This window comes from Streptomyces sp. NPDC050610 (genome assembly GCF_040654875.1).
GTDB lineage: Bacteria > Actinomycetota > Actinomycetes > Streptomycetales > Streptomycetaceae > Streptomyces.
Genome location: NZ_JBFAIV010000013.1, coordinates 54744 through 68074 on the forward strand (window position 1 = coordinate 54744; position 13331 = coordinate 68074).

The 13331-nt window shown below is 72.6% G+C and carries 7 protein-coding genes; 1 reads left to right on the forward strand and 6 read right to left on the reverse strand.

Annotated features, from left to right (window positions below; all coding sequences use genetic code 11):
- The first annotated feature begins 212 nt into the window (after positions 1-212).
- Positions 213-1706, forward strand: a complete 1494-nt coding sequence (locus AB0I22_RS17955; RefSeq protein ID WP_363131759.1) for a substrate-binding domain-containing protein — start codon at positions 213-215, stop codon at positions 1704-1706.
- On the opposite strand, the gene AB0I22_RS17960 is transcribed toward AB0I22_RS17955, so the two are convergent.
- The 6 genes from AB0I22_RS17960 to AB0I22_RS17985 all read right to left on the reverse strand — a co-directional run bounded on the left by AB0I22_RS17960 (position 1609) and on the right by AB0I22_RS17985 (position 13089).
- A complete protein-coding gene (locus AB0I22_RS17960; RefSeq protein ID WP_363131760.1) occupies positions 1609-4476 on the reverse strand; it encodes a ComEC/Rec2 family competence protein in 2868 nt (955 codons plus the stop codon). The two genes, AB0I22_RS17955 and AB0I22_RS17960, sit on opposite strands and share 98 nt — an antisense overlap.
- Positions 4473-5300 (reverse strand): ComEA family DNA-binding protein, encoded by an 828-nt coding sequence (locus AB0I22_RS17965; protein WP_363131874.1) that lies wholly within the window; start codon positions 5298-5300, stop codon positions 4473-4475. Before AB0I22_RS17965 ends, AB0I22_RS17960 begins: the two co-directional genes overlap by 4 nt.
- Before the next feature lie 589 nt (positions 5301-5889).
- Complete coding sequence (locus tag AB0I22_RS17970) at positions 5890-6735, reverse strand: DegV family protein (RefSeq protein WP_363131761.1); 846 nt, start codon at positions 6733-6735, stop codon at positions 5890-5892.
- An 87-nt stretch (positions 6736-6822) separates the two neighbouring features.
- Positions 6823-7644 (reverse strand): hypothetical protein, encoded by an 822-nt coding sequence (locus tag AB0I22_RS17975; protein WP_363131762.1) that lies wholly within the window; start codon positions 7642-7644, stop codon positions 6823-6825.
- Positions 7645-7947: 303 nt separating this feature from the next.
- Entirely contained in the window at positions 7948-10815 is a 2868-nt protein-coding gene (gene leuS / locus AB0I22_RS17980) for a leucine--tRNA ligase (RefSeq protein WP_363131763.1), read from the reverse strand.
- Positions 10816-11124: 309 nt separating this feature from the next.
- Positions 11125-13089 (reverse strand): S53 family peptidase, encoded by a 1965-nt coding sequence (locus AB0I22_RS17985; RefSeq protein WP_363131764.1) that lies wholly within the window; start codon positions 13087-13089, stop codon positions 11125-11127.
- Between the last annotated feature and the right edge of the window lie 242 nt (positions 13090-13331).

Genomic DNA, 13331 nt, shown 5'->3' on the forward strand with positions numbered 1-13331 from the left:
GTGACCGCCACGCCGGGCCGCCCCGCTGGGAAGCGCACCGTCAGGGGCCGTGGCGTGCGAGCGACGCGGCTCGCGAGCGTCGCAGGTTCGGCGGACGGTGGATGAACCTCCGGTGACGGGGAGCGGAATCGCGCTCGGGGCGCGTGGCACGTTCGTACATTGCTCGCATACGAACGCTCGACGCCCGACCGATCGCCCGTGCGAGGTCCCCTGTGACACTGCCCAGCACCGAGACGATCCTCGCCGCCGCCGGGCTCCTGGCGACCGCGCTGATCTGGGCCGTGGACCGGTTCCTGCCGGGGCGCAAGCGGATCGGCTACCGGGTGCAGATGGACACGGCGATCGGCATGAACCCGCAAGCCGCCCACAGTGTCGTCCAGTTGCGGCTGCTGCGGGCGGACCGGGAGATCTCGGACGCGACGCTGGCGCTGCTTCGCATCGAGAACGACGGCAGCAAGGACATCGTCCGCCAGGATTACCAGGAACCGCTGACCGTCGACTTCGCGGGCCGCACCATCGTCGGGGTGGAGGTCCCGGACTCCAACCCGCCGAACCTCGCGGCCATGCTGACGCGCAACGGCGGCCTGCGCCCCGACGGCAGCCGCCTCACCCTGCCCCGCGTACCGCTCAACAAGCGCAACCACTTCAAGGTCCTCGTCCTGCTCTCCGGGGCCGGGACCGGAGAGCGCATCACCCTGGAGGGCTTCCTCAGCGGCGGCCGCATCGTACGGAACGCGCAACGGCGCGGCCCGCAGCCGGTCAGCCTCGCACTGGGCTCGGTCTTCATCATCCTGGTCGGGCTGCTGGGCGGGCTCCAGCTCAGCGGCTCGGACAGCCCGCCGCGCAGCGAGTGCGCGTCGGGACGGCTCACCGTCACCGGGTCCTCCGCCTTCGCCCGGCTGACCTCGCTGATCAGCACGGCGTACGAGCGGCAGTGCCCGGGGGCCGAGATCACCGTGACGGAGAGCGCCAGCCTGACGGCGCTGCAGGAGCTGAACAGCCTCGGCGGCAAGGCCCACTCCGGCGCCCCGGCCCGCATCGCCGTGTCCGACGGGCCCGCGCCCCACAGCTTCCAGCAGCTGCGCGGGCAGCCCGCCGGCGTCGTGATCTTCAGCATCGTGGTCAACAAGAACACCGGAATACACAACTTGACCCTGCGTCAGTTGCGGGACATCTACGCGGGCAAGTACCGCAACTGGAACCAGCTCAACGGCAACGACCAGGAAATCCACTTCGTCAGCCGCACCTCCAACTCCGGCACCCGCAAGGTCTTCGAGCAGAAGGTGCTGCGGGGCGGCACGGAACCCGTCGCCTCCTCCGACGACTGCCGCAACAAGGACCGCATCCCCTCCGCCCGGTTCGTCAACTGCGAGCTGAGCAGCACCGACCAGCTCGTCGCCGAGGTCAACCGGGTGCCGGGCGCCATCGGCTACGGCGAGATGTCCGCCGCCACCAAGCAGCCGAACGTCAACCGCCTCCTGCTGGACGGCGGCGAACCCGACATCGAGCGCGTCCGTCAAAACACCTATCCCTTCTGGGCGGTCGAGAACTTCTACACCTACGGTCCTCCCAAGGACGGCTCCCTCACCGCCAAGTTCCTCACCTACCTCAGCAGCGACACCGCCAAGAACACGATGCGGACCTACGGCCACGTACCCTGCGCCGACCTGCGGGCCCGGCCGAACTCCCCCTGCGCCCAGCCCTGACCGCCCCGGAGCCGTCCCCCAGCACCGCGATCGGCCCGTCCGTATCGGTGCGCAGCACGGCCGCACCACCGGACCGCAGCGCCGCGACCGTACGGGCCGACGGGTGCCCGTACACGTTGTGCGCCCCGCAGGAGATCACGGCGAGGCGCGGTCGCAGGCGGCGTATCAGTTCCGGGTCCTGGTAGGCCGACCCGTGATGGGCGACCTTGACGACATCCACCGCGGACAGCTCGGGGTGCGACGCCAACAGGGCCTGCTGCGCGGGCGGTTCGAGGTCGCCCAGCAGCAGCACGGTCAACCCCGCCGTACGGACCAGGAGCGTGACGCTCGCGTCATTGGGACCGTCCTCGGCCCCTGCCCGTGCGGGCCCGGACGTCGGCGGCGGCCACAGCACCTCCCAGGACAGGCCGCCGACGCGCCGCCGCTCCCCCGGCACCGCGGCGATCACCGGCACCCGCCCTGCGGCCGCCTCACGCCGTACGGACGCCACCTGGTCGGGCGGCTCTTCGAGCGTCGTCGTCTCGATCGCCCCGACGGCCCGGCCGCGCAACACCCCGGGCAGCCCTTCGGTGTGATCGGCGTGAAAGTGCGTGAGCACCAGAAGCGGCACGGTGTCCACGCCGAGGTCGCTCAGACACCGGTCGACGGCGCGGGGTTCCGGCCCGGTATCCACCACGACGGCCGCGCCGGGCCCGGCGGCCAGCACCAGCGCGTCGCCCTGCCCCACATCGCACGCCACCATGCGCCAACCCGGCGGCGGCCAGCCGGTGATCGCCCGCGTCAGCGGAGCCGGGCGGACGACCGCGACGAGCAGGAGCAGCGCACACGCCGCACACAGCCAGGGGTGCCGCAACGCCCTGCGTGCCGCGAGCACCGCGAACCCGGTGGCCACCGCCAGCAGCAGCCCGCCGCCCCAGCCCTCCGGCCAGCCGAACTCCGCGCCGGGCAGCTCCGCGCCCGTACGGGCCACCGAGGCGACCCAACCGGCCGGCCACCCCGCCAGCCAGGCCAGGCCCTCGGCCGCCGGAAGTGCGATCGGCGCGACGGCGAGCGCGGCGAACCCGAGGACGGTGGCTGGACCGACCGCCAGTTCCGCGAGGAGGTTGCAGGGGACGGCGACGAGGCTGACACGGGCGGCCAGCACCACGACGACCGGGGCGCAGACCGCTTGCGCCGCAGCCGCTGCCGCGAGCGCTTCGGCCGCCCGAGGCGTCGCCCCGCGCCGCCGCAGGGCCGCACTCCAGCGCGGGGCGATGGTCAGAAGGGCGGCGGTGGCGAGCACGGACAGCAGGAATCCGTAACTGCGCGCCAGCCACGGATCGTAGAACACCAGCAGCAGCACGGCCGCGGCCAGCGCGGGCAGCAGGGAACGGCGGCGTCCGGTGCCGATGGCGAGCAGCGTGACGAGCCCGCAGGCCGCGGCCCGGAGCACGCTGGGGTCCGGGCGGCACACGATGACGAACGCGAGCGTCAACCCACCGCCGAGCCACGCCGTGGCCCGCAGCGGCACCCCGAGCCGCGCCGCCAGCCCGCGCCGCTCCGCGCGCACGGCGAGGTGCGCGGGGCCGATCAGCAGCACGATGATGATCGTCAGGTTGCTGCCGGACACCGCGAGCAGATGCGTCAGATCCGTGGCCCGGAACGCCGCGTCGAGCTCGGGCGACACTCGTGCCGTGTCGCCCACCACCAGCCCCGGCAACAGTGCTCGGGCGTCCGGCCCGAGCCCGTCCGTCGCGTCGCGCAACCCCGCGCGCAGCCGCCCCGCCACGCGCTGCGCGGCCGTCGGCGGACCGGTCACCCGCGGCGGCCCGCCGCCTCCGACGCGCACCACGGCGGCGATCCGTTCGCCTTCGTGCGAAGACGGCGCCAGTTGCCCCCGTACGCGCAGCCGCGTGGACGGCAGCAGGCTCAGCCAGCCGGCGGCAGCGGGCGGCCGGGCCTTGGCGCGGGGCTGCCGGACGATGACGAGCACCGGCGTCCGGGTGGCCGTCGTACGCCCGTCCGCCGCGGTGACCCGGCTCGCCTCCGCCTCGAACATGACGCCCGGCGCGGCCATCACCGCCCCGCGCACCCGCGGGCGGACCACGCGCGGGTCGCTGGTGACCGTCAGCTCCACAGCCGCCTCGCCGTACTGCCGGGCCAGCCCCGGAAGCGGCCCGCGCCGCGTGTCCGCGGCATGCAGAGCGGCCGAGGCCGCCCCGGCTGCCGCACAGAGCAACACGGTCGCGACCGCCACCCGCGTACCGGACGCACGCCACCGCTGCGTCGGCCCACTCTCCGGCACGCCCGGCCGCCCAGCCCGCACCACCGGGGCCCTGCCCGGCACCGCGCCCGAACCTGCCCGTACCACCGGGGCCCTGTCCGGCCCGTTGCTCGAATCTGGTCGTCCCGCAAGGGCCCTGCCCGGCCCGTCCCCCGAACTTGCCCCTACCGCCGGAGCCGTCGGGCCCGGCCGCCCCGGTGGAGCCGGTTCGGGCCGCCCGGGCAGTCCGGGGGCCGGCGGCAATGGCGGCGACAGCGGCTCAGCGACGCGTGCCGTCGGGCCCGCGCCTCGGCGCGCGATCAGCAGCAACAGGGCGGCCACCAGGACCGCACCCCCGCAGGCCACCGCTACCGCGATGCCGGGGGCGGTCAGTGCGACGGCCGCAGCCGCCCATGTCCCGAGGGCGGGAAGGACAAGGCGCAGGTCGGGCGGGCCCTCCTGATGCGGGTCGGCGTTGCCGTGCGGGGAGCGCGCGGTGGCGTGGACCGCGAGGCGGGGAACGGTCATGGCTGAACCAGCGGGCGGAGGTCGGCGAAGCGGCGGGCGCCGATGCCGTTGACCTGGCGGAGTTCGTCGATGGAGGTGAACCCGCCGTGCTGGGAGCGGTAGTCGAGGATGTGCTGGGCCAGCACGGGGCCGACGCCGGGGAGGGTGTCCAGCTGCGCGGCGGTGGCGGAGCTGAGGCTGATCGGCGCGGCCGAGCCGGGGGCTCCGCCCGGCGTGCCGCCCTGCGCCGGAGCGGCAGCCGGAGCGGGGGCGGCGGCCGGGGCCTTGCCCACCGCGATCTGTTCGCCGTCCGTCAGGACCCTGGCCCGGTTCAATCCGCTGGTGTCCGTCCCCTCCCGGACGCCGCCGGCCGCCCTGAGCGCGTCGGCGACCCGCGACCCGGCCGGCAGCCGCCGCACACCGGGTGTACGCACCTTGCCCACGATGTCGACCACGACCCGCTGGGCACTCCGGCCCGCCAGGGGCGGCGGAGCCGGGGTGGGGCGCGGCCTCGCGGATTCGGCGGCGGGCGCCCGTACCGTCTGCGGACGCCCGGTCCAGAAGTGGTGGACCGTGAAGACGCACACGGCCAGCAGCACTGCCGCCACGGCTGCCAGCGTCTTGGGTTCGATGCCGCAACGAAGCTGCACCCACAGGCGCGTCCGCTCCCCCAGGCCGCGCGCCCAGTGACCGCGCCGCCCCCGGACGCGAGCCCCGCCGCCATCGCCATCGCCGCTACCGTCGCCATCGCCGCTACCGCCGACGGCGCCAACAGCGCCCTCGGGTGGAGCCGCTGAGCCCCCGCTCGCGTAGCTCTCCAGCCTCGCCCGAAACACTTCGGACAGTCCCTCTCGATGTCCGAAGCTCGCCGCCCCGGAATCTCTCCCCGCACCCGACGAGGACACCAACCCCGGCTCCGGCGCAGGCAACCGCTCACTGGGAGCAGGGCCCGCCGCCCCGGACCCGCTCCCCGCACCCGGCGAGAGCACCGGCACCAGCACCGGCGCAGCCCCCGCCCCCAATGTCCGCGCCCCAACCGCCCTCGTAACACGAGGCGCACCCGCCCCACGCTCTCCCCCACCACCCCCCGGCGCCGCACCCTCCGCAACCGCCACCGCAGCAGAAGCCGTAGACACAGCCGTGGACACGGCCGTAGCCGCGGCGGCAGCCCGCCCCGGCACCCCCGCGAAGAGTCCGGCCGCACGCTCGCGGACGGCAGTCGGAGCCGTACTCGGTGCGCGGCGCACGGCGCGGTGCACGACGCGGCGTCGGCCGGTGCGTGGGTCGGGGCCACGGCCCGGACCCGTCGTCGCTGTGCGTGATCGTGGTGTCATGTCGAGCGACGGTACGCGCGATCAGCCGATCCCGCTGAGAGCCCTCAAGTTCCGTGGATAACTTGCCAGTTGTGGATAACTCGGCCACCCGCACGGGTGGTCATCGAGGCGAGACCACAGCCCCCAGCAGCCCCGGACCCGTGTGGGCCCCGATCACCGCGCCCACCTCGCTGACATGCAGCTCCGCGAGGTCCGGCAGCCGGTTCCGGAGCCGTTCGGCGAGTGCGTCGGCCCGTTCGGCGGCTGCCAGATGGTGTACCGCGACATCGACGTGGCTCGCCCCGGCCCGTTCGACCACGAGCTCTTCCAGCCGGGCTATGGCCTTCGACGCCGTACGCACCTTCTCCATCAGCTCGATCCGGCCGCCGTCCAGTCGCAGCAGCGGCTTGACGGCGAGCGCCGAGCCCAGCAGCGCCTGTGCCGCGCCGATCCGGCCGCCCCGCCGCAGGTAGTCGAGGGTGTCGACGTAGAAGTACGCGGCGGTGCCCTCGGCGCGCTTCTCGGCCGCCGCGACGGTCTCGTCCAGGGACCCGCCGGCGTCCGCCGTCTCGGCGGCCGCCAGGGCGCAGAAGCCCAGCGCCATCGCGACCATGCCGGTGTCCACGACCCGTACCGGAACGGGCGCCTCCCGCGCCGCGAGCACCGCCGCGTCGTACGTACCGGAGAACTCGGCCGACAGATGCAGCGACACGATGCCCGCGGCCCCCGCCTCGGCCGCCGCGCGGTAGGCGGCGGCGAAGACCGCGGGGCTGGGCCGGGAAGTCGTCACCGGCCTGCGTTTCTGGAGGGCCGTCGCGACGGAGCGGGCCGAGATCTCGGTGCCCTCTTCGAGCGCCTCGTCGCCGAGTACGACCGTCAGCGGAACGCTCGTGATGCGGTGCCGCTCCATCGCCTGCTGCGGCAGGTAGGCCGTGGAATCGGTGATGATCGCGACATGGGGGGACATGCCCCGGAGGTTACCCGTCAGGCTCTCGCGGCGGCAGTGCCGACCCTGCCGGGTGATCATCCCACCTTACGTGCGTGCCCAGTGAGGTCAGAGGCTGTTCTCGGGGCGACTGGTCTTCTGCCAGGGGTAGGCGGGACGCTGTCGGCCACGGCCGTCGGAGATCGCGGACGGCCTGCCCCCGAGCCCCTCGCCGTCGCCCTCGCGCTCCTTCCCGCCCTCGCCCGCAGCGCTGCCGGAACCGGCCCGTGCCGCGCCGTTCACACCGCCCCGCGAACCCGCCGAACCTACCGGACCCGCGGCACCCGGCACCTCACCCGCCCCAGAAGCCCTGCCGGCCCCATCGACCCCGTCGACCCCATCCGCAGCGGGCACCCAGTGCCGCAGCGCCCCCGCCTCCAGATCGATCTGGTCGTGGAGCGCCGCGAAGTCGTCGTCGCCGAACTGCCGGGCCCGGTCCTGCGCCGCCCACCGCAGCGAGTTCGCGGAGTGCCGGACCCGGTCCGTACGCTCCCGCAGCTCCGGCAGCCGGGCGGCGATCCGGGCCTTGTCCGGCTCGCCCTCCAGCCGCCGCAGCTCGTCGTCGAGCTTGTGCCCGTGCTCGCTGAGCCGTTTGAAGAGGCCCATCGCCTCGGAGAGCGAGGCGTCCTCCGTGGCGGCGAGGTTCAGGGCGTCCTGCGTCGCCCGCATCGCCGTGCGCAGCGACAGCCGCAGCTCGGCCAGCTCGCCGGCGGCGCCGGGCTGGGTGTACTGCTTGGCCTTCAGCCGGGTGTCCTCGACCGTCCGCCGGGTCTGGTGGACCGTGCGGTCGACGCCGCGTTTCACGGCCCGTACGGTCTTGACGGCGGCGATCACCCCCAGCGCCACGAATGCCGCGAAGAACAGCGCAACGATCACGGCTACGGCCTCCATGGGCGCTCCTCAGCGGCTCGGCAGGAATGTTTTCCGACAACCAACGGCCAACAACCAACGGTCAAAACCAACAACAGCCGACAGTCCCGCTTCGGTTTCCACAGCGCCTTCTTCCGGTCGGCTCTTCAGCTTGCCGACTTTCCAGCTCTCCGGCTCTCCGGCTCTCCCGGCATCCATCGGTCGGTGGTCAGTGGTCAGTGGTCTTTCGCCTTCCTCCACCGTAAACGCCGCGGGCAGGCCGCGGGTCCCGATTGAACCCGCAACCTGCCCTTAGGGAAAGACCCCGAGACGTCGCCGCGGCGGTTAGGCCGGAACGATGTTCACCAGCTTCGGCGCCCGGACGATCACCTTCCGGATGCCCGCTCCGCCCAGCGCCGCGACCACGGCCTCGTCGGCCAGCGCCAACTTCTCCAGCTCCTCGTCGGAGATCGACGGGGAGACCTCCAGGCGCGCCTTGACCTTGCCCTTGAGCTGTACGACGCAGGTCACGGTCTCGTCCACGACGTACGCGGGGTCGGCGACCGGGAAGTCGTGGTGGACCACGGAGTCCTGGTGGCCCAGCTTGCGCCACAGCTCCTCGGCGATGTGCGGGGCCATCGGCGCGATCAGCAGCACCAGCGGCTCGGCGACGGACCGGGGCACCTCGCGCACCTTGGTGACGTGGTTGTTCAGCTCGGTGATCTTGGCGATGGCGGTGTTGAAGCGCAGCCCGGACAGGTCCTGCCGGACGCCGTCGATGGCCTTGTGCAGGGCGCGCAGCGTGTCCTCGCCGGGCTCGGCGTCGACGACCGCGACCTCGCCGGTGGCCTCGTCCACGACGTTGCGCCACAGCCGCTGCAGCAGCCGGTACTGGCCGACGACGGCCCGCGTGTCCCAGGGGCGCGAGACGTCCAGGGGGCCCATCGCCATCTCGTACAGGCGCAGCGTGTCGGCGCCGTACTCGGCGCAGATCTCGTCCGGCGTGACGGCGTTCTTCAGGGACTTGCCCATCTTGCCCAGCAGCCGGCTGACCTGCTCGCCCTGGTAGTAGTACGCGCCGTCGCGCTCCTCCACCTCGGCGGCCGGCACGGCGATGCCGCGGCTGTCCCGGTAGACGTACGCCTGGATCATGCCCTGGTTGTACAGCTTGTGGAACGGCTCGGCCGACGAGATGTGCCCCAGGTCGAACAGCACCTTGGACCAGAAGCGCGCGTACAGCAGGTGCAGCACGGCGTGCTCCGCGCCGCCGACGTACAGGTCGACGCCGCCGTGCGGCTGTCCCTCGCGCGGGCCCATCCAGTAGCGCTCGGTGTCCGGGGCGACCAGCCGCTCGCTGTTGTGCGGGTCCAGGTAGCGCAGTTCGTACCAGCAGGAGCCGGCCCAGTTGGGCATGGTGTTGGTCTCGCGGCGGTACCGCTTCGGGCCGTTGCCGTCGCCCAGGTCCAGGGTGACGTTCACCCAGTCCTCGTTGCGGGACAGCGGGGTCTCCGGGGAAGTGTCCGCGTCGTCGGCGTCGAAGGTCCGGGGGGAGTAGTCCTCGACCTCGGGCAGTTCCAGCGGCAGCATCGACTCGGGCAGCGGGTGGGCGACGCCGTCCTCGTCGTAGACGATCGGGAAGGGCTCGCCCCAGTAGCGCTGGCGGCTGAACAGCCAGTCGCGCAGCCGGAAGTTGACGGTGCCCTCGCCGATGCCGCGCTCGGCCAGCCACTCGGTGATGGCCGCCTTGGCGTCGGCGACGCCCAGGCCGTTCAGCGAGATCTCCTCGTTCGCGGAGTCGAGCAGCTTCGCGTCGTACGAGTCGAAGGCGGCGTCCCAGGCGGCCGGGTCCGTGCCGCGGTCGTCGGCGGGCTCGACGACGCAGCGCATCGGCAGCTCGAAGGCGCGGGCGAAGGCGAAGTCGCGGCTGTCGTGCGCGGGGACGGCCATGATCGCGCCGGTGCCGTAGCCCATCAGCACGTAGTCGGCGATGAAGACGGGGGTCCGCTCGCCGCTGACCGGGTTGGTCGCGTACGCGCCGGTGAAGACGCCGGTCTTCTCCTTGGCGTCGGCCTGCCGCTCGACGTCGGACTTCGAGGCGGCCTGCTTGCGGTACGCGGCGACGGCGTCGGCGGGGGTGGCGTGGCCGCCGGTCCAGACCTCGTGGGTGCCCTCCGGCCAGGCGGCCGGGGTGATCTTCTCGACCAGTTCGTGCTCGGGGGCCAGCACCATGTAGGTCGCGCCGAACAGCGTGTCCTGCCGGGTGGTGAAGACGGTGATCTTCTCTTCCCCTACGGGGAAGGCCACCCGCGCGCCTTCGCTGCGCCCGATCCAGTTGCGCTGCTGCAGCTTGATGGCCTCGGGCCAGTCCAGCCCGTCCAGGTCGTCCAGCAGCCGGTCGGCGTAGGCGGTGATGCGCATGTTCCACTGGCGCAGCTTGGCCTTGAAGACGGGGTAGTTGCCGCGCTCGGAGCGGCCCTCGGCGGTGACCTCTTCGTTGGCCAGTACGGTGCCCAGGCCGGGGCACCAGTTGACGGGCGCGTCGGAGGCGTAGGCCAGGCGGTGGCCGCTCAGGATGTCGGCGCGCTCGGCGGCGCTCAGGCCGCTCCAGGGGCGGCCGTCCGGGGTCGGCCGCTCACCACTGGCGAACTGCTCCACCAGTTCGTCGATGGGGCGGGCGCGCCGGGCCTCGTCGTCGTACCAGGAGTTGAAGATCCGCAGGAAGATCCACTGCGTCCACTTGTAGTAGTCGGGGTCGATCGTCTCGACCGAGCGGCGCTTGTCGTGGCCCAGGCCCAGCCGGCGCAGCTGCCGCCGCATGTTGACGATGTTGGCCTCGGTGGAGGCGCGGGGGTGGGTGCCGGTCTGGACCGCGTACTGCTCGGCGGGCAGCCCGAAGGCGTCGAAGCCCAGCGTGTGCAGAACATTGTGGCCGGTCATGCGGTGGTAGCGGGCGTGCACGTCGGTGGCGATGAAGCCCAGCGGGTGGCCTACGTGCAGCCCCGAGCCCGACGGGTAGGGGAACATGTCCATGATGAACTTCTTGGGGAGCGCCACGGTCTCGGGCGCGCCCGCCAGGTCGCCGCTGGGGTTGGGCGCCTCGTACGTGCCGTTCGCGTCCCAGAAGTCCTGCCAGCGTGCCTCGATGTCAGCGGCCAGTGCGGCCGTGTAACGGTGCGGCGCGGCCGTCTCGGCGGCGGAATTGGTCTCGCTCATCGTCCTAGCTCCATCGATCGTCTCTGCTGTCTGCCCGCATCTGGACTGCATCCGGAAACTGCACCTGAAATGCAAAATCCCCTCGCACAGGAGGGGACGCCGCGCCGAGTCCGACTGGCCGAATCCGCCAGTCGGTGCTGATCAGCGCGGCCGGCTAAGCAGAAGGCGTACGGCACGCATGGGGTCAGGTTACCGCAGCCGCCGAAAGGCCCGCACCGAGGTTCGCCCCGGTGCGGGCCCTGTCGTCGCCGTACGGGCCTCCCGCCGGCCGCTGAGCGGCCGGCGGGCGCCCTGCCGGTACGGGGAGGCTCAGTGGCGCTTCCCAGGCCGGTACGAGGTCACGTAGTCGCTCGCCGGGGAGCCGACGCCGGTGACGTTGTCGTAGCCGACGGTCGCGGAGAGCGAGCTGTCGCCGCCCAGGCTGCGCAGCGAGGTGAGCAGCCCGTCCTTGGCGTCGAAGCCGTTGGCGTAGTCGACGCGCACCACGCCGAGGCCGCGGCCCTGGCCCAGCGGGTGGTCGGTGACGTCGTGGTAGGCGCCGGTGCCGTACCGGTCGTAGATGCCCGGGTTGGCGAAGCCGACCGGCACGCCGTGCCGCGCCTGCTGGACGAGCGCCTGGACGCCCGCGATCACCGGCGCGGCCAGCGAGGTGCCGCCGATCCGGTACTCGGCGTACTGCTGCGAGCCGTCCGGGAAGGTCTGGGTCTGGCCGACCAGGAAGCCGGTCTGCGGGTCGGCGACCGCGGAGATGTCGGGCTCGACGCGCATCGGCTTGGAGCCGTTCGCCTTGGAGAGCGAGTCCGGGACCACGCCGCGCTGGTAGAAGGGCTGCTCGTAGAGCTTGCTGGTGCCGCCGCCGGCGCCGCTGTTGTAGGCGCCGGGCAGCGAGGTCCAGCTGTCGCCGCTCTTGGACAGGTCGCTCTTGTGGGTGCCCCAGCCGGTCTCCCACTGGTACTTGTTCCCCTTGCCGACGGCGAGCGAGGTGCCGCCGACGGAGGTGACCCACGGGGAGTTCGCGGGGGTGTCGACCTGCTTCGTGCCGGTCTTGGCGACGTTGTCGCCGTTGTCGCCGGAGGAGAAGTAGAAGCCGATGCCCTCGACGGCGCCCAGCTGGAAGATCCGGTCGTAGGCCGCGGCCGTGTCCGGGGTCTCGTTGGCCTCGACGTCGCCCCAGGAGTTGGAGACGATGTCGGCGAGGCGGTTGTCGACGACCTTGTTCAGGGTGTCGATGAAGTCGTCGTCCTGGCAGGACGCGGCGCCGACGTAGACGATGTCGGCCGCGGGGGCGACGGCGTGCACGGCCTCGACGTCGAGGGTCTCCTCGCCGTACCAGCCGGCCGCGCCGCACTCGTTCTCGCCGGTGTGCGTGTATTCGTCGGGCAGCACCTGGGAGAGCTGGCCCTTGCGGTAGCTCTTGTCGCCGTTGCGCTTGGCGTACCGCTGGGCGTCCGCGGCGATGGTCGGCGAGGCGTACGCGTCGGTGATCGCGACGGTCACGTCCTTGCCGGTGAAGTTCTTGGCCCCGTAGGCGGCGCGCAGCTGCTTGCCGGTGTAGCCCTTGACCGCGTACGGCTGGTGCGTCCCGTAGGCCGACGGCAGGTTCTTATTGACCTTCGAGCCGTAGTACGTGGAGAACGGGCCGGAGTTGCGGTAGACGGCGCTCGGGGGCGGCAGCGTCGCGTCGTGCTTGGCCAGCCGGGGGGCGTTGTTGAGGCCGACGACGGTGAGGACCGCGCCGTTCAGCGCCGTGGGCACGGTGGCGTCGCTGGACGGGGCATGGTAGGTCTTCCCGTCCTTCGCGTAGTTGTGCAGTTTGGTGCCGAACGCCTTCTCGGCGGCGGCCGTGTCGCCGCTCACGGAGACGTAGTGGCCGTTGGCGCCGGTCACCTTGAGGCCCGAGGAGGTCAGCCAGTCGCTGACCTTGGCTATCTGCGCCGTGGTGGCGCCGAAGCGGGCCTTCGCCTGCTTCGCGCTCAAGTACTTGCCGTACGAGGCCGAGTTCGGGTCCGAGACGGACCGGGCGTACGCGGCCAGGCCGGGGGCGTCGCGCCCGGCGAGGTAGACGCGCACGGCGACCTTGTTCGACTTGGGCGTGTCACCGCGGTCGGCCTTGGGCGTGGCCCACAGGGGCTTGGTGCCCTGGAGCGCGTGCCGGTCGTGCGGGCCGGAGTCGGCGTCGGCGGTGGGCACGCCGAGCGCGAGAGCGCCGGCGACCAGCGGCAGCGTCGCCGCCGCGGCCAGTCCGGCGCGCACTCTGGAGCGGCTTGATCTCATGGAACCCCCTGCGGTCCGATCCATCGCATATGACGGAGGTGCTGGATGTAGCACCCACGTAAACCGCCACTCTTTCGGCCAAGTGTTCATACAGGGGGCATGCGTTCACCAAGAAGGGCCCAAGGAAGGGTCATGATCAGGAATGCTGGGCGGCGTTCGCAGCCGCTTGCCGACGGGCCGCCGGAAGACATCCGCGAGGCACGGCGGCGGCGAAGGCCCGGTGAACGGACCGACGTTAGCAG